Annotated in this window: 23 protein-coding genes; 13 read left to right on the top strand and 10 right to left on the bottom strand. The window is 63.5% G+C overall.

All coding sequences use genetic code 11. From position 1 onward, the window contains the following. Positions 1-196 precede the first annotated feature (196 nt). Complete coding sequence (locus tag LVD10_RS15865; protein ID WP_237064258.1) at positions 197-1,225, top strand: adenosine kinase; 1,029 nt, start codon at positions 197-199, stop codon at positions 1,223-1,225. Positions 1,226-1,245: 20 nt separating this feature from the next. On the opposite strand, the gene LVD10_RS15860 is transcribed toward LVD10_RS15865, so the two are convergent. From LVD10_RS15860 to LVD10_RS15845, 4 genes are all read right to left on the bottom strand, one after another. Then, positions 1,246-2,991 carry an EAL domain-containing protein gene (locus tag LVD10_RS15860; protein WP_232940845.1) on the bottom strand — a complete coding sequence of 582 codons (1,746 nt, stop codon included), beginning with the start codon at positions 2,989-2,991 and terminating at the stop codon, positions 1,246-1,248. A gap of 103 nt (positions 2,992-3,094) precedes the next feature. Further along, positions 3,095-3,664, bottom strand: coding sequence for a YajG family lipoprotein (locus tag LVD10_RS15855; protein ID WP_232940844.1), 570 nt, complete (start codon positions 3,662-3,664; stop codon positions 3,095-3,097). 56 nt (positions 3,665-3,720) lie between these two features. After that, a complete protein-coding gene (locus LVD10_RS15850; RefSeq protein WP_232940843.1) occupies positions 3,721-4,164 on the bottom strand; it encodes a copper chaperone PCu(A)C in 444 nt (147 codons plus the stop codon). Next, a complete protein-coding gene (locus LVD10_RS15845; protein WP_232940842.1) occupies positions 4,164-4,901 on the bottom strand; it encodes an N-acetylglucosaminyltransferase in 738 nt (245 codons plus the stop codon). The genes LVD10_RS15850 and LVD10_RS15845 overlap by 1 nt, the downstream gene beginning before the upstream one ends. Before the next feature lie 141 nt (positions 4,902-5,042). Between LVD10_RS15845 and LVD10_RS15840 the strand changes: the two genes are divergently transcribed. The 11 genes from LVD10_RS15840 (at position 5,043) to coq7 (ending at position 17,073) form a co-directional block, all read left to right on the top strand. Then, positions 5,043-6,836, top strand: a complete 1,794-nt coding sequence (locus LVD10_RS15840; protein WP_237064257.1) for a protein-disulfide reductase DsbD family protein — start codon at positions 5,043-5,045, stop codon at positions 6,834-6,836. 257 nt (positions 6,837-7,093) lie between these two features. Then, positions 7,094-7,528: a type II 3-dehydroquinate dehydratase gene (gene aroQ / locus LVD10_RS15835; protein ID WP_232940841.1), complete on the top strand. Its 435-nt coding sequence runs from the start codon at positions 7,094-7,096 to the stop codon at positions 7,526-7,528. A 42-nt stretch (positions 7,529-7,570) separates the two neighbouring features. Next, complete coding sequence (accB, locus tag LVD10_RS15830) at positions 7,571-8,041, top strand: acetyl-CoA carboxylase biotin carboxyl carrier protein (RefSeq protein ID WP_232940840.1); 471 nt, start codon at positions 7,571-7,573, stop codon at positions 8,039-8,041. A gap of 15 nt (positions 8,042-8,056) precedes the next feature. Further along, on the top strand, positions 8,057-9,397 hold the full coding sequence (gene accC, locus LVD10_RS15825; protein WP_232940839.1) for an acetyl-CoA carboxylase biotin carboxylase subunit: 1,341 nt from the start codon (positions 8,057-8,059) through the stop codon (positions 9,395-9,397). Between the two features lie 123 nt (positions 9,398-9,520). Continuing rightward, positions 9,521-10,402, top strand: coding sequence for a 50S ribosomal protein L11 methyltransferase (gene prmA / locus LVD10_RS15820; protein WP_232940838.1), 882 nt, complete (start codon positions 9,521-9,523; stop codon positions 10,400-10,402). A 194-nt stretch (positions 10,403-10,596) separates the two neighbouring features. Beyond that, on the top strand, positions 10,597-11,733 hold the full coding sequence (locus LVD10_RS15815) for a DUF3426 domain-containing protein (protein WP_237064255.1): 1,137 nt from the start codon (positions 10,597-10,599) through the stop codon (positions 11,731-11,733). Positions 11,734-11,965: 232 nt separating this feature from the next. Next, the gene (dusB, locus tag LVD10_RS15810) at positions 11,966-12,904 is read left to right on the top strand and encodes a tRNA dihydrouridine synthase DusB (RefSeq protein WP_233006719.1); all 939 of its coding nucleotides are present in this window, start codon (positions 11,966-11,968) and stop codon (positions 12,902-12,904) included. Next, the gene (gene fis / locus LVD10_RS15805; RefSeq protein WP_232940836.1) at positions 12,901-13,212 is read left to right on the top strand and encodes a DNA-binding transcriptional regulator Fis; all 312 of its coding nucleotides are present in this window, start codon (positions 12,901-12,903) and stop codon (positions 13,210-13,212) included. Before dusB ends, fis begins: the two co-directional genes overlap by 4 nt. 167 nt (positions 13,213-13,379) lie before the next feature. After that, positions 13,380-14,951: a bifunctional phosphoribosylaminoimidazolecarboxamide formyltransferase/IMP cyclohydrolase gene (gene purH, locus LVD10_RS15800; RefSeq protein WP_237064253.1), complete on the top strand. Its 1,572-nt coding sequence runs from the start codon at positions 13,380-13,382 to the stop codon at positions 14,949-14,951. 141 nt (positions 14,952-15,092) lie between these two features. After that, positions 15,093-16,391 carry a phosphoribosylamine--glycine ligase gene (gene purD, locus LVD10_RS15795; RefSeq protein ID WP_232940834.1) on the top strand — a complete coding sequence of 433 codons (1,299 nt, stop codon included), beginning with the start codon at positions 15,093-15,095 and terminating at the stop codon, positions 16,389-16,391. 34 nt (positions 16,392-16,425) lie between these two features. Next, positions 16,426-17,073 (top strand): 2-polyprenyl-3-methyl-6-methoxy-1,4-benzoquinone monooxygenase, encoded by a 648-nt coding sequence (gene coq7, locus LVD10_RS15790; protein WP_237064251.1) that lies wholly within the window; start codon positions 16,426-16,428, stop codon positions 17,071-17,073. Between the two features lie 25 nt (positions 17,074-17,098). Here coq7 and LVD10_RS15785 read toward each other — a convergent pair whose 3' ends face one another. Beyond that, complete coding sequence (locus LVD10_RS15785; RefSeq protein WP_232940832.1) at positions 17,099-17,506, bottom strand: OsmC family protein; 408 nt, start codon at positions 17,504-17,506, stop codon at positions 17,099-17,101. A gap of 348 nt (positions 17,507-17,854) precedes the next feature. Here LVD10_RS15785 and crp point away from each other — a divergent pair, with 348 nt between their 5' ends. Further along, complete coding sequence (gene crp / locus LVD10_RS15780) at positions 17,855-18,490, top strand: cAMP-activated global transcriptional regulator CRP (RefSeq protein ID WP_255701134.1); 636 nt, start codon at positions 17,855-17,857, stop codon at positions 18,488-18,490. 93 nt (positions 18,491-18,583) lie between these two features. Here crp and trpC read toward each other — a convergent pair whose 3' ends face one another. Genes trpC through trpE form a run of 5 tightly spaced genes read right to left on the bottom strand, consistent with a single transcriptional unit; the run spans position 18,584 to position 23,418 of the window. Beyond that, complete coding sequence (trpC, locus tag LVD10_RS15775) at positions 18,584-19,378, bottom strand: indole-3-glycerol phosphate synthase TrpC (RefSeq protein ID WP_237064249.1); 795 nt, start codon at positions 19,376-19,378, stop codon at positions 18,584-18,586. Beyond that, a complete protein-coding gene (gene trpD / locus LVD10_RS15770; RefSeq protein ID WP_232940830.1) occupies positions 19,375-20,424 on the bottom strand; it encodes an anthranilate phosphoribosyltransferase in 1,050 nt (349 codons plus the stop codon). The genes trpC and trpD overlap by 4 nt, the downstream gene beginning before the upstream one ends. Before the next feature lie 24 nt (positions 20,425-20,448). Next, positions 20,449-21,027: an anthranilate synthase component II gene (locus LVD10_RS15765; protein ID WP_237064247.1), complete on the bottom strand. Its 579-nt coding sequence runs from the start codon at positions 21,025-21,027 to the stop codon at positions 20,449-20,451. Continuing rightward, positions 21,024-21,893, bottom strand: coding sequence for an ion transporter (locus tag LVD10_RS15760; RefSeq protein WP_237064246.1), 870 nt, complete (start codon positions 21,891-21,893; stop codon positions 21,024-21,026). Before LVD10_RS15760 ends, LVD10_RS15765 begins: the two co-directional genes overlap by 4 nt. Continuing rightward, positions 21,886-23,418 (bottom strand): anthranilate synthase component I, encoded by a 1,533-nt coding sequence (trpE, locus tag LVD10_RS15755; protein ID WP_232940827.1) that lies wholly within the window; start codon positions 23,416-23,418, stop codon positions 21,886-21,888. The genes LVD10_RS15760 and trpE overlap by 8 nt, the downstream gene beginning before the upstream one ends. Between the last annotated feature and the right edge of the window lie 18 nt (positions 23,419-23,436).

The raw sequence follows: 23,436 nt of genomic DNA, 5'->3' as shown, positions 1-23,436 counted from the left end.
CGTAAACTATAGATAGGGGGACGTCCGCGCCGTTCCCAAATTACCTCATGCTTCCCCGGACCGCAGCACACGCCCCGGGCCGGGCATTTATAAGCCCTGCAACGGACATGTCAAACCCGGCCGACTTGCACTTGACCTGCCGGCGGCCATAATGCCCCCTGAACCAGCCCCAATCCATCCCCGAACAAGGACCCCTATGCACCAGTACGATCTCTACGGCATTGGCGCCGCCCTCCTGGACACCGAAATCGAGGTTACCGACGGCGACCTCCAGTCACTGGGTGTCGACAAGGGCGTCATGACCCTGGTGGATGAATCGCGCCAGGCCCAGCTGGTCAGCGACCTGCAGGACCACCTGGTGACGGCCAAGCGCGCTTGCGGGGGTTCCGGGGCCAACACCATCATCACCGCCAGTTACCTGGGGTTGCGCACTTTCTACTCCTGCAAGGTAGCCGGTGATGACAATGGCGACTTCTACCGGGCCGACCTGTCCCGGGCCGGCGTCTCTTACCCTGCGGCACTGGAGCAGGCCGACGCTGGCATTACCGGCAAGTGCCTGGTGCTGGTGACACCGGACGCCGAGCGCAGCATGAATACTTTCCTCGGGATCAGCGGTGAGCTGTCTGTGGCCGAGCTGGACCGGGAAGCCCTGCGGGCCTCCCGCTGGGCCTACATAGAGGGCTACCTGGTTTCCTCCGACACCGGTCGCCAGGCGGCCATTACCCTGCGCGAGGAGGCCGAGACGGCCGGCGTAAAAACCGCCCTGAGCCTTTCGGACCCCGCGATGGTCCAGCTGTTCCGCGACGGGTTGGGGGAAATGATCGGCAACGGTGTCGACCTGCTGTTCTGCAACCGGGATGAGGCGCTGGGATATACCGGCACGGATTCAGTCGAGGCGGCCGCGGCGGCACTGGCCCGGCACTGTCGCAGCTTTGCCATCACCCTGGGCGGCGATGGTGCACTGGTGTGGGACGGCGAGCGCCAGCACCAGGTGGCGGCCCCCAAAGTGCACGCGATCGACACCAATGGCGCCGGCGATACCTTTGCCGGGGCGTTTATCTATGGCCTGAACCGCGGTATGGGCTTTGCCGAGGCGGGCAAACTGGCCTGTCGCGCCGCCGCCCGGGTGGTGAGCCAGTACGGACCGCGCTTGCGGGCCGGGCAATACGGCGACCTGCAGCAGGAGCCGGAACTGGCGGAGGGCAACAGCGGACCCGCCCGCTGAGTGTATATCCGGCAGCGGGATCAGCTGCTGCCGGCTTCCCGGTCGGGAAACTCGGCCGCTGCCGCAATACCGAATCCCTGGGCGTAATCGACACCCATCTGCCGCAATCTCTCCATCAATTCCGGCGTTTCCACATACTCGGCGATGGTGCTGATGCCCATCTGCTTGGCCAGGTGGTCGATGGTGCTCACCATGGCGCTGTCGATCTCGTCGTCGAGCATGTTGCGCACGAAGCTGCCATCGATTTTCAGGTAATCCACCGGCAGCTGCCGCAGGTAAGCCAGGGACGAAGCGCCCTGGCCAAAGTCGTCCAGCGCAAAACTGCAGCCCGCGGCGCGTAACCTGTGGATAAAGATCAGGGCCCGCTGCAGGTTGTTGATGGCACTGGTCTCGGTAATCTCGAACTGTACCCGCGACGGCGCCACCCCTGCGTCCGCCAGCTCCGCCAGCACGAAGTCCACGAAGGCCTCATCCCCCAGGCTCAGGCCGGAGATGTTGATTGCATAGCTTTCCTCGTCGCCGCCGGACTCGGCGGCCATATGCTGGAACACCCGGCGAATCACCCAGCGATCGACTTCCTCGATCAGGCCGTAACGCTCTGCGGCCGGCAGGAACATCCCCGGCGGAATCAGGTCCCCGTCCCGTCCGCGCATGCGCACCAGCACCTCGTAATGGTGGACACCCCGCTCCCCGCCCAGGCTGACCACCGGCTGGCGGTGCAGCAGTAGCCGGTCCTCCCGTAGGGCCGCATGGATTTCAGCCACCCAGATCGTCTGGCGGCGCTTTTCCAGCACCTTGCGTGAATCGCTGAACAGCTTTACCCGGTTGCGGCCCTGGTCCCGGGCCGCGCTGCAGGCATCATTGGCGGAGGCGAGCAGCTGGCTGACGGAACTGGCGTGGTGATCGACTGCTACCGCACCGATGGACAGGGCCACCCGGCTGTCGCTGCCCTCCCACTGGAATGAGAACCCTTTGACCGTCTCCCGCAGGCGCAGTACCACGCGACGAGCCTCTTCGATCGAGCAATCGCGCAACAGGATGGCGAACTCGTCACTACCGACCCGGGCGAACAGGTCCTCCTGCGCGAGGCAGGCCGCCAGCAACTCCGCCAGCTGCACCAGTAACTGGTCTCCGGCGCGGTAGCCCAGGGTGTCGTTCACCACCTTGAACTGGTAAACATCCAGGTAGAGCAGTACATGGTGGTGGCGGCGGTCCTCGCAGGCGGACAGGCTCTGCTGCAGTTCCGATTCAAACAGTTGCCGGTTGGGCAGGTGCGTCAGGGCATCATGGGTATTCTGCCAGCTCAGGCGAGAGGAGAGACGTCGCGCGGCAGTGGTATCGCGCAGGATAATGACAAAGCCTTCAAGCGTGGATCCGTCGCGCACCACGTTCACACCCAGGCTGAGTGGGGCCGGGTCATTGTCGCCGGTGGGGCACTGCAGGTAGGCCGTCAGTTCATGGGAGGCAGCTTCGGCGCCGTCAGGCAACAGCGGTGGCAACTGCTCACCACTCTCGTTCCACAGGGATAGCCTCTCGTTGAGCGACTCCCCCGGCAACAATGCCACCACTCCGCCGGTGAGCTCCGCCACCAGGGGGTTGCAGTAGGTGATCCGCCCGGTCGCGTCGGCGACCAGAACCCCGTCAGCCACGGCGCCCAGCGCCAGTTCAGCGGCAGCTGCGCTGATCCGGCCGGCCGCGGCCTGGGTGTGCCCGGCCTGCGCCAGCGGGCCGAGTTCTGACACGGATTTCGGATCGAATTTGGTCAAGGTTGCGGGCTCACAGTGTTTTCGGCTGTCCCTGCCTCGCGCGAGCTGGGCACCCCAACGGGGCGCGGCGAACGGCACAGCAGTGCCGCTTCACCAGCTCCCGTCAGAGATTCGCTCGCAGGAAGCTCTTGAGTTTTTCGTCTTCGAACGCCCGCTGCAGCGTGGCGCTCAGCAGGCCATTGATACGCCCTTCCACTTCCTCTTTGGCCGGCTTGATCAGGTTGCGATCCTTGCCGCTGGAGCGGTAATTGCCATAGTAAGTGGAACCCCCGATGGTCACCGCCAACTGCACCTCCGCGGAGGAATCCACCTTACTCGTCACCAGCCCGTTGGGGCTGTCGTACTTCAGGCTGGTCAGGCTGGCCACTACCTGGACGTCGGCGCCGCTGAATACCGGTTCAAACGACCAGTTCCGGAACCCTTCTTTCAGGGTCTCAGCCAGGGCGTCCTCGACATTGTTGCCCAGCCGAACCTGAGACTGATCGGCGTAAATGCCCCCCAGGGAACCCAGTCCGCCGCCGGGCAGCTTGTTGGCGCCCTGGACACTGACCGAGAAGCCAGTACCGAAAGCCTCGGGAGCAACATCGACTTGCGGCCGCACCTGGATTTCCACCGGGCTGTGGGCACAGGCCACCATCAGGACTGCCAGCAGGCTGATCACAATTTTTTTCATTGATACCTCCAGTTTGTCTTTATCCACCCGCGTGCGCGGGCGCTAAATTCCTATAGTCAGTGGTGGTGCGCCTGGCCGGCGGCACCGCGCACCGGCACACTGATAAGCTGCACTTCACCGTCGGCGAAATGCAGTCGCAATTGGACCTGCCCGCCTGCCCTGAGTTCGGCCCCGCTGAGCATCAGGTGAATCCCCCCCGGCGCCATCGCCACTGAACTGGTCGCAGGAACCGGCAGCGCCGTCAGGGGACGCATACGGCTCACTCCGTTATCCCTGACGGTACTGTGTATTTGCGCCCGGGCGCCCTCGACCCCCGGTAACTCTACCCGTTCCAGGGTGCGGGCGGTATCCCCGCCATTGCGCAGCGTCAGGTATGCTGCCGACATGGTGGCACCCGGCAGTGTCTCGCGGGCATAACCGTCGATATCCAGTGCCGCGGCCGCCAGCGGGCTGCCACTGAGCGCCGCCATTGCCAGGCAACAAAGAAGCCATTGCTTCACTATTCAGCTCCCCCCATGGAGCCGGTCAGGATCACCTGTGGCGTCCCACCGACCTTGATATCCCCGCGCACGCGGTAACCGGGTACCGCCTCGCGCAGCTTCTGGTAGATCCAGCGTCCCTCGGCATCCTGGCGCGCAATGATGATAATACGCTGATTCTCCCGCCGGATACGCTGGGCCAGGTCCTTTAACGTCGCCACCATCTCCGGGGACTTCGCCGACAGGGCGCCGGGTGACAACTTGACCGACTCCCCCTCGGGCAGCCCCGCACTGGCGCGGCTCCGCTCCCGCGCCAGCTGCGCGCGGACTTCGCCGACCAGCGGGTTATCAGGAGCCAGCTCGTCGGCACGGTTCAGGTATGCATTGACCTCACCAAAGGAGCGACGGCGCAGGGCATCCCGCGCGCGCTCGACAAACTCGATCACAATCGTCTGGATACCACTGGCCGCGCGGCGATTGTCCGGATCCAGCTGGCGCACCCGCAGGTAATAGTCAAAGGCACTGGCACCGGGTGGCCGGGTCAGGAAGCCCTGCCGCTGGGCGGCCTCGGCGCGGGCCAGGAAGAACTCCACGTTGCGCTGGCGAATTTCCTCCGGCGTCGGGCCGGCCGGCTTCGCTGGCTCAGGCAGGGGCACCGCCCGCGGGGCGGGGACCGGTGTTGAAGTAACGCACCCCGTAAGCCAGCAGGCCAGCACCATTGCGCCCGCTACTGCACGGAATCCCGAGTGATTCGACAAGCCCAACTCCAGATGTTGTTTTTTTGTACCGTTTTTTTGCACCGCAGTCACCGTTATACTGCTTCCGCCGCCGGTTTCGCAATGAACCCGTGACGGTCCGGACAGTCAGATTAATGCTGACTTTAAAGAATTTGAACTGTGATGACTGTGATGACCAACGGTTTACGAAAAAAATTCCCCCTTTTGCTGGTCCTGGCCACCCTGGTACTCGGCGCGATGCAAGCGGTTGCGCAGGCATCACAGTCCCCATTTGGCACTCCCCTGGGCGGGGCCGCACAGGATGAGGCCTTCCTGAAGGTGGACGAAGCCTACCAGCAGGACTTCCTGTTCAGCGACAGCGGCGCCAGCACCATCTTCCAGATTGCCGAGGGCTACTACCTCTATCGCGACAAACTCGCCCTCTACCAGATCGACGGCGACCAGCGCACCGAGCTGCCCCTCAACCTGCCCGAGGGCGAGGTAATCTGGGACGACTATTTCGAGAAAGAGACCGAGGTCTACCGGCTGCAACTGGAAATCCTACTGCCGCAGGCCGAGGGCACCACCAGGGTGGAGGTCCACTACCAGGGCTGCGCCGATGCCGGCCTCTGCTATCCGCCGGAAACACGGGTCTTTGACCTGGACTACGGCAACGGTACCGCCACACCGGCCAGTGGCGGGACGATTCCCCCCGCATCCACTCCCCCCGGTGGCGCGGACCCTGGCGCCGGGGGCTCAAGCCTCTCGCTGCCGCTGGCCCTGCTGGGGGCATTTATCGGCGGGCTGATTCTCAACCTGATGCCCTGCGTGTTCCCGGTGCTATCCATCAAGCTGCTGGCGATCAGTGAGACAGCACGCGTGCCGGCGCAGCGCCACGCCCACGGCTGGGCCTACAGCGCCGGTGTAGTGGCGAGCTTTGTCGCCATCGCCGGCCTGATGCTGGCCCTGCGCGCCGGCGGTGAGGCGATCGGCTGGGGCTTCCAGCTGCAGTCGCCGGTACTGGTGGCGGTACTGGTCTACCTGTTTTTCGCCATGGGGCTGAGCCTCTCCGGGGTCACCGAGTTCGGCAGTCGCCTGATGGGTATCGGCCATGGCGTCAGTAACAGCCCGGGCCTGCGCGGCTCGGTCACCACCGGCGCCCTGGCCACGCTCGTGGCCAGCCCCTGTACCGCGCCATTGATGGGCTCCGCCCTGGGGTTTGCAGTCACCCAGCCCGCCCCGGTTGCCCTGTCGGTATTTGCGGCCCTGGGGGCCGGGATGGCCGCCCCCTTCCTGGCGCTGACCTATGCACCGGGGCTGGTGGAACGGCTGCCGCGGCCGGGGCCCTGGATGGATCGCTTCAAGCAACTGCTCGCCTTCCCCATGTACCTCACCGCAGTCTGGCTGCTGTGGGTGCTGGGCCGCCAGAGTGGCAGCGACGGCGTGGCGCTGGTGCTCGCCGGGGCGGTGGCAATTGCCTTCGCCCTGTGGCTGTGGCCGCGCCCCCAGTGGCATTGGTTCAAGGGCGGTACGGCCATCGCGGCCATCGCCATCGCTGTGGCCCTGCTGCCACGGCTGGAAACCGTGACGCAGGTGGCCACCAATTCGGGGTACTGGGAATCGTACTCACCAGAACGCCTGGATCGCGCCCGCGCCGAGGGCCGCCCGGTACTGGCCAATATGACGGCAGCCTGGTGCATCACCTGCCTGGCCAATGAAAAAGTGGTGCTGTCGAGCGACGAAGTCAGCACCGCCATCGAGAAACTGGGCGTCGTGGCGCTCAAGGGCGACTGGACCAACCAGGACCCACAGATCAGCGAGTTGCTGGCGCGCCACGGCCGCACCAGCGTTCCGCTGTACCTGCTCTACCCCGCTGGTGGCGGCGAGCCCCGCATCCTGCCACAGGTCCTCAGCCGCGACGGACTGCTGGAGGCCCTGGATAGAGCGGCCCGCACGCCCGCTTCCGCCAGCCTGTGACCGACCGGTCTTTATAGCCAACCAATCTGGCGATCAAGCCACTGCACATCGACTAGTTAGCTAATTTAGCGGCAAAATTCGCCGAACTGCGCCTAACGTCAATAATCCGTGCTCCAGGTCATGGACAGGGGGTCATTTTTGGGGCACACTCGCCCCGATTATGGCCATCCGGGGCGCAAACGTGACCGTTCCCGGCAAGTTAGCCAATTTTCGCTAATTTTTTGTGACCGTTTCGCGCTTTTTCTTCAGGACAAGCTATGGCACGCCTCCTTCTGCTGCATGGACCGAACCTCAACCTGCTGGGCACGCGTGAACCGGCGGTCTATGGTGCGACCACGCTGGCGGAGATCGACCGCGCAGCGCGCCAGCAGTGCGCAGCGGCCGGCCACCAGCTGGAATCCCTGCAGAGCAACAGCGAAGCGGAACTGATCGAGCGAGTGCACGCCGCTGGCCGCGAGGGCATTGATTGCATCGTGATCAACCCCGCCGCCTTTACCCATACCAGCGTGGCCCTGCGCGATGCGCTGGCGGCCGTGGCTATCCCGTTTATCGAGGTGCACCTGTCGAATGTGCACGCGCGGGAGGAGTTCCGTCGCCATTCCTATTTTTCCGACCTGGCCCGGGGCGTGATCTGCGGCTTCGGCCCGGCGAGTTACACCCTGGCGCTGCAGGCGGCGCTAAACGAACTTTAACCAACCCAATACTGTCATCACCCAAGACTGCGAGTGAGAACTATGGATATCCGCAAAATTAAAAAACTGATTGAACTGCTCGAGGAATCGGATATCGGCGAGCTGGAAATCAAGGAAGGTGAGGAATCGGTGCGCATCAGCCGTGGGGTCAGCAACGCCCCACAACCGATGATGGCGCAGATGCCGGCCCAGGTGGCCCCCGCGGCCCCGGCAGCCGCCCCAGCGCAAGCGCCCGCTGCCCCGGCCTCCGAGCCGGAGGAATCCGTCCCGGCCCTGACCGGCCATGCGATCAAGTCCCCCATGGTGGGCACTTTTTATGCCGCTTCCAGCCCCGGCGCGGAACCGTTTGTGAAAGTGGGCCAGCAAGTGAAGCCGGGCGATGTGGTGTGCATCGTCGAGGCCATGAAAATGATGAACCAGATCGAGGCGGACAAGGCCGGCACCATCGAGAGCATCCTGGTCGAGGACGGCCAGCCGGTGGAATTCGACCAGCCGCTCGTCACCATCGTCTGACCGGGATAATCCAGCATGTTTGATAAAGTACTGATTGCCAACCGGGGTGAGATCGCGCTGCGAATCCTGCGCGCGTGCAAGGAGATGGGCATTTCCACCGTCGCCGTGCACTCGCAGGTGGACCGCGACCTCAAGCATGTGCGCCTCGCCGACGAGGCCGTGTGCATCGGCCCCAACCCGTCCCCGCAAAGTTACCTGAATATTCCGGCGATCATCTCGGCGATGGAGATCACCGATTCCGTGGCAGTACACCCCGGCTACGGCTTCCTCGCCGAAAATGCCGATTTCGCCGAACAGGTCCAGAAGAGCGGCTTTACCTTTATCGGCCCGGACGCGGACGTGATCCGGCTGATGGGCGACAAGGTGTCCGCGATCGCCGCCATGAAAAAGGCCGGCGTACCCACTGTGCCGGGCTCCAACGGGTCACTGCCTGAAAACGGCGACCGCTGCATCGAGATCGCCCGGGAAATCGGTTACCCGGTAATCATCAAGGCCGCCGCCGGCGGCGGTGGTCGCGGCATGCGCGTGGTGCATACCGAGGCGGCCCTGCTCAATGCCATCTCCGTGACCAAGTCCGAGGCCGGTGCCGCCTTTGGCGACAGCACCGTCTATATGGAGAAGTTCCTGCAGAACCCGCGCCACGTGGAAATCCAGGTGATGTCCGACGGACAGGGCAATGCCATCCACCTGGGGGACCGCGACTGCTCGCTGCAACGCCGCCACCAGAAGGTGCTCGAGGAAGCGCCGGCCCCCGGCATCCCCGACGATGTCCGCCGCGACGTGCAGGAATCCTGCGTCCAGGCCTGCATCGATATCGGTTATCGCGGTGCCGGCACTTTCGAATTCCTGTACGAGGACGAGCGCTTCTACTTTATCGAGATGAATACCCGCATCCAGGTAGAGCACCCGGTCAGCGAGATGGTTACCGGCTTCGACCTGATCAAGGAGCAGATCCGTGTGTGCGCCGGTGAGAAGCTTTCCATCCGCCAGGAAGACGTGGTGATCCGCGGTCATTCTTTCGAATGCCGCATCAATGCCGAGGACCCGAAGACCTTCTTCCCCTGCCCCGGCAAGGTCAACAACTTCCACACCCCCGGCGGGCTGGGCGTGCGGGTGGACTCACACCTGTACTCGGGTTACACGGTACCGGCCAACTACGACTCGATGATTGCCAAGGTGATCACCCACGCCGAGAATCGCGAGGAGGCGCTGGCACGCATGCGCGTGGCCCTCTCCGAGCTGATCGTTGACGGCATCAAGACCAATATCCCACTGCAAGAGGAGCTGGTACGCGACAGCGCCTTTGCCGAGGGCGGGGTCAACATCCACTATCTCGAGAAAAAGCTCGGTCTCTGACCGACCTACCGGCACACGGGGCCGCACGGCTCCGTGTGCCGGCCCCCTGGGCGATCGCCCTGTTCCCCCCTACACTAGCGCCACCCGAGCGCACGACCACCAATCACTACCCGAGTCCCGAACATGCCCTGGCTCCAGCTCCGCATAGATACCCACCGCGAACAGGCGGAACCCATAGAGGATGCACTGCTCGCCGCGGGCGCTGTCTCCGTCACCCTGCAGGACAATGCCGACCAGCCGATCCTTGAACCGGGGCTGGGAGAGATACCGCTGTGGGACAATACCCGGGTGACCGGCCTCTTCGATGCCGAGGTGGATACCGCCCGCGTCGAGGCCATGGCGGCTTCCGCCCTGGGGCAGCCATTGCCTAATGCGCGCTGGGAACAGCTGGAAGACAAGGACTGGGAAAGGGAGTGGATGGCCCACTACACCCCGATCCAGTGCGACGACAACCTGTGGATCTGTCCCAGCTGGTGCGAACCACCGGATCCCGGGGCGGTGAACCTGATGCTGGATCCCGGACTGGCCTTCGGTACCGGCACCCATCCCACCACCTTTCTCTGCCTGCAGTGGCTCGCCCGCGAACCGGTGGAGGGCAAGACAGTAATAGATTTCGGCTGCGGTTCCGGCATCCTCGGAATCGCAGCACTGCTGCTGGGCGCAAAGCGCGCCCTGGGCACCGATATCGATCCACAGGCACTGCGCGCCAGTGCCGACAATGCGGTCCGCAATGGCCTGGCCCCGGAGCGCTTCCCGGTGTACATGCCGGAAAAGCTGCCGCAGGAGCCGGTTGACCTGGTGCTGGCCAATATCCTTGCGGGCCCACTGGTTGAGCTGGCCCCGCAGCTGGTGGCACTGACCCGCCCGGGCGGGCGCCTGTGCCTCTCGGGCATCCTCGCCAGCCAGGCGGAGCAGGTGCGCCAGGCCTACAGCCAGTGGGTCGATTTCGAGGAAGATGGCCAGCGGGAGGAATGGGTGCGCCTGAGCGGCACCCGTCGTACCTAGGGCCTGACCACGCTAATATCGGCAGCCATTCTGCCTTGCGAAAGAATGACCCCCGTCGCGGCCAACGGTGTTGGCGGGAGCAGGCCTGGCGAGCAGTTACTTACCGTCTGCCGCTTACTCGCCCTTACATGGTCTTGCCCCGCGACTCCGTGGGCGCCTAAACTTGTCCACCGAATAAATTCTGCCAAAGTCGAATGTCGCAACTGGTTACCCGCTGCCCCCACTGCAGCACCTCTTTTCATGTCAGCGAACAGCAGCTGCGCGCCGCCCGTGGTGCGGTGCGCTGTGGCTCCTGCCTGCAGGTCTTTCGTGCCGATGAGAATATCCTCTTCGCCGACAGCGAGGTGGACTCGCAGAAGGAACTGGAGGCCCTGCTGGAAGACGACGACTTCCTGATCCACGACGACATACTGCTGGACGATGAGGAGAGTGCGGCCCCGCCCACCGTGCCTGCCAGCGCCGCGACCGACTCCCCGGGGAATGATGAAAGCAGCGCGGATGAAGACCAGCCCCTGATTGGCGACGCTTTTGGCGAAACCCAGTGGCGCGACCTGGATGCAGGCGCTTCCCCCGGCGAGGAGGCGGAAGAGCCGGAGACGGAAGCCGTGCTCCGGGAAGAGGATGAGGAGGAACCGGACTCTTCACCGTGGGAAGCATCCCCCGGATCAAGCCCGGGCGAGCTCGATGCCGCCGGCGATCCATGGGCAGGCTATCGAGAACCTCCCACCGACCCTGCCGAGGCAGACGATCACAGCGACAGGCTTGTCCCGGGCGATGACCGTCCCGAGCGCGAACGCCTGCTTTCCTCGATCGAGCCGGCACCACTGGAAGTGAGCTGGGCCCCACAGCAGCAGCGCCGTGTCCCCGGGTGGCTGTGGGGACTGCTGGCTGTTCTTTTGTCCCTGGCGCTGGTGCTACAGTTGGGCATTTATCGCTTTGACAGCCTGGCCCGGCAGCAGCCCTGGCGTACCGTCTACACCTGGGCCTGCCCGGCCCTGGGATGCCAGCTGCCCGAACTCAGGGACCTGCAGGCAATCCGCACCTCCAACCTGGTGGTCCGCAGCCACCCGGAGATCGCCGGGGCCCTGGTAGTGGACGCGGTACTGCTGAATACCGCCGACTTCGACCAGCCATTCCCGGACCTGCTGCTGCGGTTCAGCAACCTGAAGAACCAGCCAGTGGCCAGCCGGCGCTTCGCCCCGCGCGAATACCTGCAGGGCGAACTGGCCGGGCGCAGGGAAATGCCATCCGGCAGCCCGGTGCATATCGCCATAGAGATCGAGGATCCGGGCCGTGAGGCAATCAATTACGAGCTGCTGACTGCCAACTGACTGTACAGACAATAATAAAGTGGCGGAATTGGCGCTTAAAACGGCGAAAATTGCGCAATCATCAACCTAAACGCACAGCTCGCAACCAATTTGCACGGTTTTTCGCTTTTCCAATCCCGGGGCAGCCGCTATCATAGGCGGCTCTTTTGACGCCCACTCCGCGGAGCAGACCTTGTCGAGCAACATCGCCATAGGGCCCTACATTATCGGCAACCCGGTAATTCTGGCGCCAATGGCCGGCGTTACAGACCGTCCGTTCCGCCAGCTGTGCCGGCGCATGGGGGCGGGCCTGGTGGTATCCGAGATGGTCACTTCGGACACGCGCCTGTGGAACAGCCGCAAGTCGCGCCTGCGCCTCGACCACACCGGCGAGGAAGAGCCGATCTCGGTGCAGATCGCTGGCGGCGACCCGGAGATGATGGCCGAGGCGGCACAGGAGAATGTGCGCCGGGGCGCCCAGATCATCGATATCAACATGGGCTGTCCGGCAAAGAAAGTTTGCAAAAAAGCGGCGGGCTCCGCCCTGCTCCGGGACGAAAAACTGGTCGGGGACATTCTCCGGGCAGTGGTTGAGGCGGTACCGGTACCGGTGACGCTGAAGATTCGCACAGGCTGGTGCACAGAGTCCCGCAACGGTGTCACCGTGGCCAGAATGGCAGAGGAGCTGGGCATCTCAGCCCTGGCGGTGCACGGCCGCACCCGTGCCTGTGGCTACCACGGGCACGCTGAATTCGATACCATTGCCGAAATTGTATCCAGGGTGAAGATCCCGGTTTTCGCCAATGGGGACGTAACCGGTGCCGAGCGCGCCCGCGAGGTGCTCGACTATACCGGAGCCGCTGCAGTGATGATTGGCCGAGCAGCGCAGGGACGGCCATGGATATTTCGGGAGATAGCCCACTACCTCGCCACTGGCGAGCGGCTACCCGAACCCTCACCGGAAGAAGTCAGGGATATTTTGCTCGCCCACTTGGGTGAATTGCACCGTTTTTACGGTGAAGTGATGGGGGTCCGTATCGCCCGCAAGCATGTGGGTTGGTACCTGAAGACACTCGCGGACAGCGAGTCCTTTCGCAAGACCTTTTTCCAACTAGACAGCGCAGAAGCACAACATGCCAGCGTTCAAGAGTGGTTTGAACGCCGAATAACGAGAGGGGCACAAGCGGCATGAACAACGAAGCAATCATTCCGGATACGGGCAACGAAGAAGAAGTAGCCACCGGGGGCCAGACGCAACTCCAACAGCCGCAGCAGCAGTCACTGCGCGACGCTGTCGAGCATGCGATGGAGAACTACTTCCGCCACCTGGACGGCCAGATGGTCACCGATGTCTACGACATGGTCCTGTCCGAGATCGAAGCGCCTATGCTGGAAGTGGTGATGAAATACACCCGCCACAACCAGACACGCGCGGCACAGCTGCTGGGACTGAACCGCGGCACCCTGCGCAAGAAACTGAAGCGCTACGGACTCCTCTGAGCCCGGGCGCCCAGCGCACTGTTTATCGCGAGGGGGGATGGGGACACTCATCCCCCCTCACTTATTTACTGTAAGTCTATTTTACCGGCACCGGAATCTCCCGGGGCCCTGCCGCTGACGGGATCGGCGGCACCAACTCCTTTCAGAAAACAGACGGACCCAATGTTATGACTGACAAGGTTGCGATTCGCCGCGCGCTGATCAGCGTGTCGGACAAGACCGGAATCGTTGAATTCGCCCGCGAACTAGCCGCAATGGGCGTGGAGCTCCTCTCTACCGGCGGTACCCACCGCCAGATCAAGGAAGCCGGCATCCCGGTTGTGGAAGTCTCCGACTACACTGGCTTCCCGGAGATGATGGACGGACGCGTTAAAACCCTGCACCCGAAAGTCCACGGTGGCATCCTGGGCCGGCGCGGCACAGACGACAGTGTCATGTCAGAACACGGCATCACCCCCATCGACATGGTGGTGGTCAACCTCTACCCCTTCGCCCAGACCGTGGCCAAACCGGATTGCACCCTGCCCGACGCCATCGAGAATATCGATATCGGTGGCCCGACCATGGTGCGCGCTGCGGCCAAGAACCACCGGGACGTCGCGATCGTGGTCAACGCCTCCGACTACGACGCCATCATCAGTGAAATGAAAGCCAATGACGGGGCCCTGGACCAGGCGCAGCGCTTCGACCTGGCAGTGAAAGCCTTCGAGCACACCGCCGGCTACGACGGCGCCATCGCCAACTACCTGGGTTCCATCAAGGAGGGCGAGAAGGAGCCCTTCCCGCGCACCTTCAACAGCCAGTTCATCAAGAAAATGGACCTGCGCTACGGCGAGAACCCGCACCAGAAGTCGGCCTTCTATGTCGAGGCCGATCCGGCCGAGGCCGGCATTGCCACTGCCGAGCAGTTGCAGGGCAAGGAACTCAGCTACAACAATATCGCCGACACCGATGCGGCACTGGAATGCGTCAAGGCCTTCGACGAACCGGCCTGCGTGATCGTCAAGCACGCCAACCCGTGCGGTGTGGCCATTGCTGACAGCCTCCTCAAGGCCTACGACCTGGCATTCGAGACCGACAAGGAATCCGCCTTCGGCGGCATCATCGCGTTCAACCGCGAGCTGGATGGCGAGACCGCAAAAGCGATTGTCGAACGGCAGTTTGTCGAGGTGATCATCGCCCCCAGCATTTCGGCAGAGGCGCGCGCCGCCGTGGCCGAGAAAAAGAACGTGCGCCTGCTGGCCTGCGGCGAGTGGGACAACGAGCGCACCCCGGCGCTGGACTACAAACGCGTCAATGGCGGACTGCTGGTACAGGACCGCGATGACGGGATAATCACCGCTGCAGACCTGAAAGTGGTCAGTAAGCGCCAGCCCACCGAGGCCGAGATTCGCGACCTGCTGTTCACCTGGAAGGTAGCGAAATTCGTCAAGTCCAACGCCATCGTCTACGGCAAGGACGGGCGCACCATCGGTGTGGGCGCCGGCCAGATGAGCCGTGTCAATTCCGCCCGTATCGCCGCCATCAAGGCCGAGCACGCCGGGCTGGAGGTACAGGGTTCCGTTATGGCCTCCGATGCCTTCTTCCCCTTCCGCGACGGTATCGACAATGCCGCCAAGGTCGGCATCAGCTGTGTGATCCAGCCAGGCGGCTCGATCCGCGATGACGAGGTGATCGCCGCCGCCGACGAGCACGATATGGCGATGGTGCTCACCGGCATGCGTCATTTCCGCCACTGACCAGAGTCTCACCGACCGCAGTGGCGGCGGCAGGAGCGGGATTTTCCCGACCCTGCCGCCCCGTCACAATCCCGGAGTGAATTCGGGCTAAAATAGCGCAACAAATTTGCATCCAATCGGCCGATACAGGGGGAGTTGAGGATGAACATACTGGTAATTGGCGCCGGCGGCCGCGAGCACGCACTGGCCTGGAAAGCGGCGCAGAACCCTGCGGTCGAGACTGTATTCGTGGCACCGGGTAACGCCGGCACCGCCCGCGAACCCAAAGTGCAGAATCTCGCCATCGGCGTGGACAACTTTTCCGCCCTGGCGGAATTTGCCGAGACCAACGATGTGCAGATGACCATCGTGGGCCCGGAGGCACCGCTCGTCGACGGCATTGTCGACCTGTTCAACAGCCGCGGCCTGCCAATCTTCGGTCCCTCCAAGGCGGCTGCACAGCTCGAGGGCTCCAAGGCCTTTACCAAGGACTTCCTCGAGCGGCACCAGATTCCCACTGCCGCCTACCGTAACTTCACCGAGATTGAGCCCGCCGTTGCCTATATCCGCGAGCAGGGTGCCCCGATCGTGGTCAAGGCCGACGGCCTGGCCGCGGGCAAGGGCGTGATCGTCGCCGAGAGCGAGGAGCAGGCAGAACTGGCGGTACGCGACATGCTGTCCGGCAATGCCTTCGGCGACGCCGGCTGCCGAGTGGTGATCGAGGAGTTCCTCACCGGCGAGGAAGCCAGCTTTATCGTAATGGTTGACGGCGAGCATATCCTGCCGATGGCCACCAGCCAGGACCACAAGCGCGTGGGCGACGGGGACACCGGCCCGAACACTGGCGGCATGGGCGCTTATTCCCCGGCCCCGGTGGTCACTGACCAGGTTTACCAGCGCATCATGGAAGAGGTCATCGAACCCACGGTGCGCGGCCTGGCTGAAGAGGGCATGCCCTACACCGGCTTCCTCTACGCGGGACTGATGATCAATGCCGATGGCGCCCCCAAGGTAATCGAGTACAACTGCCGCTTCGGTGACCCGGAAACCCAGCCCATCCTGATGCGGCTGAAGTCCGACCTGGTGGAACTGTGCCAGGCGGCGGTGGAAAAGCGCCTCGACCAGGTCAGCGTGGAATGGGATTCGCGCCCGGCCCTCGGTGTAGTGCTGGCCGCCAACGGCTATCCCGGCAGCTATCGCAAGGGCGACGCCATCTCCGGCCTGGAGCGGGCCGACGGCGAAAACGCCAAGGTGTTCCATGCTGGTACCGCGCTGGACGGCGAGCGGGTTGTCACCAGCGGTGGACGGGTACTGTGTGCGACGGCACTGGGCGACACGGTTGCCGATGCCCAGGCCAATGCCTATAACGCCGCCCGCGGGATCTACTGGGACGGCGTTTTCTACCGCAAGGATATCGGCTATCGTGCGGTTGAACGGGAACAGCAGTCCACCGAGCAATAACCCGAGCACCTGAGTACTGACCCGGAGGCCAGCCATGTCCAGAGAACGCCAGTTGACCGGCCTGGATCGCCTGCTGCTGCAGGCGGACCGCGCCCTGCGCACCCTCAGCCCTGGAGCGCCCTCCCATCCGCGGCCATCTCCGGCCAGGGGGTGCGAGGAGCCCGAGCTGAACGAGCGTGAGCGCCGCCATGTGGCGGGCCTGATGCGGGTCAATCACAGCGGGGAAGTCTGTGCCCAGGCCCTCTACCAGGGGCAGGCACTGACAGCCAAGCTGCCCGATGTGCGCGAGGAGATGGAGCACGCCGCCGAGGAGGAAGTGGACCACCTGGCCTGGTGTGAGCAGCGGCTGCGCGAACTCGACAGCCGCCCCAGCCTGCTCAACCCGGTGTGGTACGGGCTCTCTTTCGGCCTCGGCGCCGCGGCCGGCAAGGTCAGCGACCGGGTCAGCCTGGGCTTTGTGGCCGCCACCGAGGAGCAGGTCTGCAAGCACCTGGACAGCCACCTGGAACAGCTGCCGGCCCAGGACTCCAAGAGCCGGGCCATTGTCGAGCAGATGCGGGAGGATGAAGCCGAGCACCAGCACGCGGCACTCGCCGCCGGTGGCGCCCGGTTTCCGACCCCGGTAAAAGGCCTGATGACACTGGTGTCGAAGGTAATGACCTCGGCCAGTTACCGGGTTTAATCACTTCGGGGCCCGGGGAGGAGGCTCACGCCTCCTCGATCCGGTAGCGGTGCACAATCTCCACCCCGGCATTCTTCAGCATGATGGAGGCGGAGCAGTACTTGTCCGCAGACAACTCCACCGCCCGGGCCACCTGGCTTTCCTTGATGTTCCTGCCGCGTACGACAAATTCCATCTCGATACGGGTAAAAGGTGCCGGTGTGGCATCCGGCCGCTCCCCAGTAAGTTCACAGTGGCAGGAGATCACGTCCTGCCGGGCTTTCTGCAGGATGGTGACCACGTCGTAGGAGGCGCAACCACCCGCTCCCAGCAGCATCATTTCCATCGGGCGAATGCCGTTGTTCTTCTCGCCGCCCTCCATCACCACGGAGTTGCCACTACCGGCCTCACCGACAAAAGTGACACCGTCCACCCAGGTTACTCTGGCCTGCATGCGCCTGCTCCTCTGCAATCTCAAAAAAACGGGCGGCAAGCTTATCACAGGGGAACTCGACCGCGTCCCGGGAGTCATTACCAATCGTCATCCCAGCCTTTTCGCAGGCGCTCAATGCGGTATAGTAGGCAGCTGTACTGACCGCCCTCTCACAGACTCCGTTGCGAGCCCACATCCGGCCAGAGCAAAAGCAGTTGGCACGGTGACGGTGTTTCAGGTCACAACGCGAGCGATTCCCGGGTGGTGCCACTGTCGGGGACCGGCTTTTCAGGGGATAATTTGCCGGCATCGCGTTGATTGCACTCCCGGCGGGGATCAGGCACAAATTTAAGAATAAGGAGTAGATCCGTGACGGTTGCTACCGAAGAATCCATGTCCACTGGCAATATCGAAGACTTTCTTGCGCATTGCCACCGGCGCCGCTACCCGGCCAAGAGCACAATCATCTATGCCGGCGACCGCTGTGAATCGCTGTACTTCATCATGCGCGGCTCGGTAACCGTCCTGATCGAGGACGACGAAGGGCGGGAAATGATTGTCGCCTACCTGAATGATGGCGACTTCTTCGGCGAGATGGGCCTGTTCGACCAGGACACCCGCAGCGCCTGGGTGCGCACCAAGACCGAGTGCGAGGTTGCGGAAATCTCCTATGGCAAGTTCCAGGAACTCACACGCCAGCATCCGGAGTTCCTCTTCTCCCTGGCCACCCAGATGGCGAGCCGCCTGCGCAATACCACCCGCAAGGTGGGCGACCTGGCATTCCTGGACGTGACTGGCCGTGTGGCCCGCACCCTGCTCGACCTGTGTAACGAGCCGGATGCCATGACCCATCCCGAGGGCATGCAGATCAAGATCACCCGCCAGGAAATCGGCCGTATTGTGGGCTGCTCCCGGGAGATGGTCGGCCGCGTGCTCAAGACCCTGGAAGAACAGGGACTGGTGTCGGTGAAAGGCAAGACCATGGTGGTCTACGGCACCCGCTGAGCCCGCCTTTTCCCCAGCACAAAAAAAGGGCGAACCCACGGGTTCGCCCTTTTTTATTGCTTGCCCGGGCAAAGTCCGGGCAACGTAATCCCGTCAGTTGAACATCTCCAGCAACTTCCGCCCCGGCTCCTTTTCGCGCATGAAGGCCTCCCCAACCAGGAAGGCATTCACGTCATGGCCGCGCATGGCCGCCACATCGTCGGTGGTGTGGATACCACTTTCGGTGACCACAATCCGGTCGTCGGGAATCAGGTCCAGCAGTTTGAATGTGGTTTCCAGCTGGACCTCAAAAGTATGCAGGTTGCGGTTGTTGATTCCCACCAGGCGATTGGGCAGCACCAGTGCACGCTCCAGCTCTGCGCGGTTGTGCACTTCCACCAGCACGTCCAGGCCCAGCTCGAGCGCCAGGGCATTCAGGTCGCGCATCTGCGCGTCGTCCAGGCAGGCGGCGATCAGCAGGATACAGTCCGCGCCAATGGCCCGTGCCTCGAACACCTGGTAGGGATCGACTGTGAAATCCTTGCGCAGCACCGGCAGGCGCACGGCGTTACGGGCCTGCTGCAGGTACTCGTCGGCGCCCTGGAAAAAGTCCACATCGGTAAGCACCGACAGGCAGGCCGCGCCACCGCGGGCATAGCTGCTGGCGATCTCGGCGGGAATAAAGTCCGGGCGGATTACCCCCTTGCTCGGCGAGGCCTTCTTGATCTCGGCGATCACTGCCGCCTCGCCGGCGGCAATACGGCCCTCGATCGCGTCCACAAAGCCGCGGCAGTCCGGCTGCTGCTCGGCCAGTGCGCGCACTTCGGCCTGCGGCATCCCGGCCTTGCGTTCGGCCACTTCCTGCCATTTGCGTTCGACAATAGTCTTCAGGATCGTCGGCGTACTCATGATTCCACATCCTCCGGCCGGAAGGCGCTGGTAAACGCTGCCAGGTCCTTGATTTTTTCCCCGGCCAGCCCGCTGGCGATGGCGTCCTGCGCCATTGCCACGCCCTCTTCCGCGCTCGAGGCCACACCACTTACGTAGACCGCAAGGCCGGCATTCAGTGCCAGCATATCGGCGGCTTTCTGCCCCGCGGCACTGTCGCGCTTGCCCAGGGCATCACCGATCAGTGACAGTGACTCACCGGCATCTGCCACCTCCAGCCCCTCAAGGCTGCGCCGCTCGATACCAAAATCCTCGGGCCGGTAGCAGCGCTCGTGCAGCTCCCCGTCTTTGAGTTCCACCGCGTGGGTATCCGCGGCGATGCTCGCCTCATCCAGGCCGTCGTCACTGTGCATGACGATCACATGCTCAGACCCCAGGGTCTGCAACACCTCGGCCAGCATGTGGCAGTAGCGGCGGTCGAAAACGCCGATCACCTGGCGGCGGACGCCGGCCGGGTTGGTCAGCGGGCCGAGCAGGTTGAAAATGGTACGCAGCCCCAGCGCCCGGCGCGGCCCGATGGCATGGCGCATGGCACTGTGGTAACTGGGGGCAAACATAAAGCCCACACCGATGGTCTCGATACAGCGGGCCACCTGCTCCGGCGTCAGGGGCAGGTAGATACCGGCCTGCTCCAGCAGGTCGGCGGCACCGGTGCTCGACGACACCGAGCGGTTGCCGTGCTTGGCCACCCGCGCGCCCGCCGCGGCAGCGACAAAGCTCGCCGCACTGGACACATTGAACAGGTTGGCGCCGTCGCCACCGGTACCGACAATATCGACCGCGTTGGTGAGGTCGATATCCACCGGGGTGGCCAGCTCACGCATGACCTCCACCGCGCCGGCAATTTCATCCACTGTCTCACCGCGCATGCGCAGTGCCACCAGCAGGGCACCTATCTGGGCGTCCTCGGCCTCACCGCGCATGATCTGGCCCATGGCCGCGCGCATGTCAGCCCGGCTGAGGTGTTCCCCCTCCACCAGCCTGGCAATGGCCTGCTTGATATCCATAGCGTTTCCCCTGGTCGTTATTATTCAGGCATCCAGAAAGTTCCTCAGCATGTCGTGACCATGCTGGGTGAGTATGGACTCGGGATGGAACTGCACTCCCTCAACCGCCAGCTCGCGGTGGCGCAGACCCATGATCTCGTCGATTTCACCACTCTCGGTTTCAGTCCACGCAGTTACCTCAAGGCAATCCGGCAGGCTGCCCTTTTCCACCACCAGTGAGTGGTAACGGGTCGCCTCGAACGGATTGGAGAGGTTGTGGAACACCCCGCGGTTGTTGTGCACGATGGGAGAGGTCTTGCCGTGCATCACCTGCCCCGCACGAACCACCCGGCCACCGAACACCTGGCCGATACTCTGGTGACCCAGGCAGATACCGAGGATCGGGATTTCACCAGCAAAGCGACGGATGGCTTCCATGGAGATACCAGCCTCATTCGGGGTACAGGGCCCGGGCGAGATCACGATTTTCTCCGGCGCAAGGCGCTCGATATCCGCCACACTGATCTCGTCGTTGCGCCGCACCTCCACTGTCGCTCCCAGTTCGGCCATGTACTGCACGACATTCCAGGTGAAGGAGTCGTAATTGTCGATCATCAGAATCATTGTTCAGCGGCCTCTCCAGTTGGCTGTGTGGCGGTTCTGTCCATGCGTCTCTGCAGGCGTGCCAGCGCTTCCTGGGTGGCGCGCAGCTCGCGGAGTATCTCTGTCTGGCTGGGCGGCAACTGCAGTTCATCGAGGCGGCGCAGCTTGGCCTCCTCGAGGTTATTCAGCACCACGCCGATAAACAGGTTGATCATCACGAATGCGCCCATCACCACGAAGCTGACGAAATAGAGCCAGGCCCAGGGCATCACCTCCATGGCGGTGTACATGATGTCGGTCCAGTCCTCAAAGGTGACAATCCGGAACAGGCTCAGCAGCGCGATCGGCAGGCTGCGCCAGTGGGTCGGGTCGATTTCTGCAAAAAGGAAATAACCGGCCACTCCGTAAATATAAAAGATGATCCCCATCAGCAGCGCGATATGGAACATGCTTGGCAGGCTGCGCAGCAGTGTATCCACCAGCAGCCGCAATTCCGGAAATGCCGAAACCAGCCGCAGCACACGCAGCACGCGCACCAGCCGCGCCAGCGTGGCCATGGGGCCGGCGGCCGGCACCAGGCTCAGCACAATGATGGAGAAATCGAAGCAGTTCCAGCCGCTGGCGAAATAGCGCCACGGGCGGCTGCCATGTGCCGCCATCTTGACCAGCGCCTCGAGGACGAAGGAGACCAGGATCAGCTGGTTGATGCCGTGCAGGAAACCGCCGAAGCGCTCCATGACCCAGGCCGAGGTCTCCAGGCCAACGGCGACGCCATTGAGCAGGATCAGGCCGATAATTACCTGGTTGAACAACGGCGCCGCTACCAGGCGGGCACAGGCATCGGCAAAACCGGTCCGCGCCGGCGCTGTCATTTCCATTTCACTCATGGTTGACCGTCTCACTACTCTCGTCATCACTCGCACCGGTGGCCGGCCGGGATTCACCAGCCACCGCAATTGCCACAGCCCGGAACAGCGCCCGGGCCTTGTTCATGGTTTCGTCCCACTCAGACTGGGGATCCGAATCGGCCACCAGGCCGGCCCCCGCCTGGATAAACACCTGGCCATCCTTGATGACCGCCGTGCGGATGGCGATCGCGGTATCCATATTGCCATTCCAGGCCAGGTAGCCCACCGCACCGCCATAGATACCGCGTTTCTCCGGTTCCAGCTCATCGATGATTTCCATGGCGCGGATCTTCGGCGCCCCGGACAGGGTACCGGCCGGCAATGCCGCCCGCAGGGCGTCGATCGCCGTCAGGCCGGGCTGGATCCGGCCGGTCACATTGGAAACGATATGCATGACATGGGAGTAACGCTCCACCGCCATCTTCTCGGTGACGCGCACGCTGCCGGTCTCGGCCACCCGGCCCACATCATTGCGGCCCAGGTCGATCAGCATCAGGTGCTCGGCCAGTTCTTTCGGGTCCGCAAGCAACTCCCGCTCGAGGGCCTCATCCTCCGCCTCGGTGGCACCGCGCTTGCGAGTGCCGGCGATCGGCCGCACGGTCATGTCGCCATCTTCCAGGTGTACCAGGATCTCCGGGCTGGAGCCCACCACCTGGTGGTCGCCCAGGTCGAGGAAATACATGTAGGGCGACGGGTTGAGGCTGCGCAGGGCCCGGTAGAGGTTCAGCGGCGGCGCACTGTAGGGTGCCGAGAGCCGCTGGGACGGCACCACCTGCATCACGTCCCCGGCCAGGATGTACTCCTTGACCCGGTCGACGCTGTGCTTGAAGGCGGCCTCGCCGTAGTGGGACTCGAAAGCCTCCTCCTCAATGCCGCTGCCGTCCAGGTCCAGCGGCGGGGTATCGGGCAGCGGGCGCGCCAGCTGGGTCACCAGTTCATCCAGTCGCTGCTGGACTCGCTCGAAATCCCCCTCCACCGACGGATCTGCATGGGCAATAAAAATAACCGCGCCGGCCAGGTTGTCGAACACCACCAGCTCGTCGCTCACCATCAGCAGGATATCCGGGTTGTCCAGGGTATCCGGCGGGCAGGTGTCCGCCAGGCGCGGCTCGATATAGCGCACGCAGTCATAGCCGAAATAGCCCACCAGGCCGCCATTGAAACGCGGCAGGCCGGCCAGTTCCGGGGCACGATAGCGCTGCTGGAACGTCTCGACGAAAGCCAGCGGGTCCTCGACATCGTGGGTCTCCACGACCTCGCCGTCACGCTCTACCGTCACCCGGTGATCCCGCACCCGCAGTATGGTGCTGGCCGGCAGGCCAATAATCGAGTAACGGCCCCACTTCTCGCCCCCCTGCACGGATTCCAGCAGGTAACTGTAGCGGCCGGCGGCGAGCTTCAGGTAAGTGGACAGGGGCGTTTCAATATCCGCCAGCACGCGGCGGACGAGCGGTATGCGGTTGTATCCAGCAGACGCAAGCTGGGTGTATTCACTGGGGGTCATGGCGACTCCGGAGAAGGT

This window comes from Microbulbifer zhoushanensis (genome assembly GCF_021729055.1).
GTDB lineage: Bacteria > Pseudomonadota > Gammaproteobacteria > Pseudomonadales > Cellvibrionaceae > Microbulbifer > Microbulbifer zhoushanensis.
Note: the sequence above shows the minus strand (reverse complement) of the source record. Positions and strands in the feature narration are given on the sequence as shown.

Coding starts and splice junctions, on each gene's coding strand:
- LVD10_RS15865 (WP_237064258.1), top strand. CDS start 197: ATGCACCAGTACGATCTCTACGGCATTGGCGCCGCCCTCCTGGACACC.
- LVD10_RS15855 (WP_232940844.1), bottom strand. CDS start 3,664: ATGAAAAAAATTGTGATCAGCCTGCTGGCAGTCCTGATGGTGGCCTGT.
- LVD10_RS15840 (WP_237064257.1), top strand. CDS start 5,043: ATGACTGTGATGACCAACGGTTTACGAAAAAAATTCCCCCTTTTGCTG.
- aroQ (WP_232940841.1), top strand. CDS start 7,094: ATGGCACGCCTCCTTCTGCTGCATGGACCGAACCTCAACCTGCTGGGC.
- accB (WP_232940840.1), top strand. CDS start 7,571: ATGGATATCCGCAAAATTAAAAAACTGATTGAACTGCTCGAGGAATCG.
- accC (WP_232940839.1), top strand. CDS start 8,057: ATGTTTGATAAAGTACTGATTGCCAACCGGGGTGAGATCGCGCTGCGA.
- prmA (WP_232940838.1), top strand. CDS start 9,521: ATGCCCTGGCTCCAGCTCCGCATAGATACCCACCGCGAACAGGCGGAA.
- LVD10_RS15815 (WP_237064255.1), top strand. CDS start 10,597: ATGTCGCAACTGGTTACCCGCTGCCCCCACTGCAGCACCTCTTTTCAT.
- dusB (WP_233006719.1), top strand. CDS start 11,966: ATGGCCGGCGTTACAGACCGTCCGTTCCGCCAGCTGTGCCGGCGCATG.
- fis (WP_232940836.1), top strand. CDS start 12,901: ATGAACAACGAAGCAATCATTCCGGATACGGGCAACGAAGAAGAAGTA.
- purH (WP_237064253.1), top strand. CDS start 13,380: ATGACTGACAAGGTTGCGATTCGCCGCGCGCTGATCAGCGTGTCGGAC.
- purD (WP_232940834.1), top strand. CDS start 15,093: ATGAACATACTGGTAATTGGCGCCGGCGGCCGCGAGCACGCACTGGCC.
- coq7 (WP_237064251.1), top strand. CDS start 16,426: ATGTCCAGAGAACGCCAGTTGACCGGCCTGGATCGCCTGCTGCTGCAG.
- LVD10_RS15785 (WP_232940832.1), bottom strand. CDS start 17,506: ATGCAGGCCAGAGTAACCTGGGTGGACGGTGTCACTTTTGTCGGTGAG.
- trpC (WP_237064249.1), bottom strand. CDS start 19,378: ATGAGTACGCCGACGATCCTGAAGACTATTGTCGAACGCAAATGGCAG.
- trpD (WP_232940830.1), bottom strand. CDS start 20,424: ATGGATATCAAGCAGGCCATTGCCAGGCTGGTGGAGGGGGAACACCTC.
- LVD10_RS15765 (WP_237064247.1), bottom strand. CDS start 21,027: ATGATTCTGATGATCGACAATTACGACTCCTTCACCTGGAATGTCGTG.
- LVD10_RS15760 (WP_237064246.1), bottom strand. CDS start 21,893: ATGAGTGAAATGGAAATGACAGCGCCGGCGCGGACCGGTTTTGCCGAT.
- trpE (WP_232940827.1), bottom strand. CDS start 23,418: ATGACCCCCAGTGAATACACCCAGCTTGCGTCTGCTGGATACAACCGC.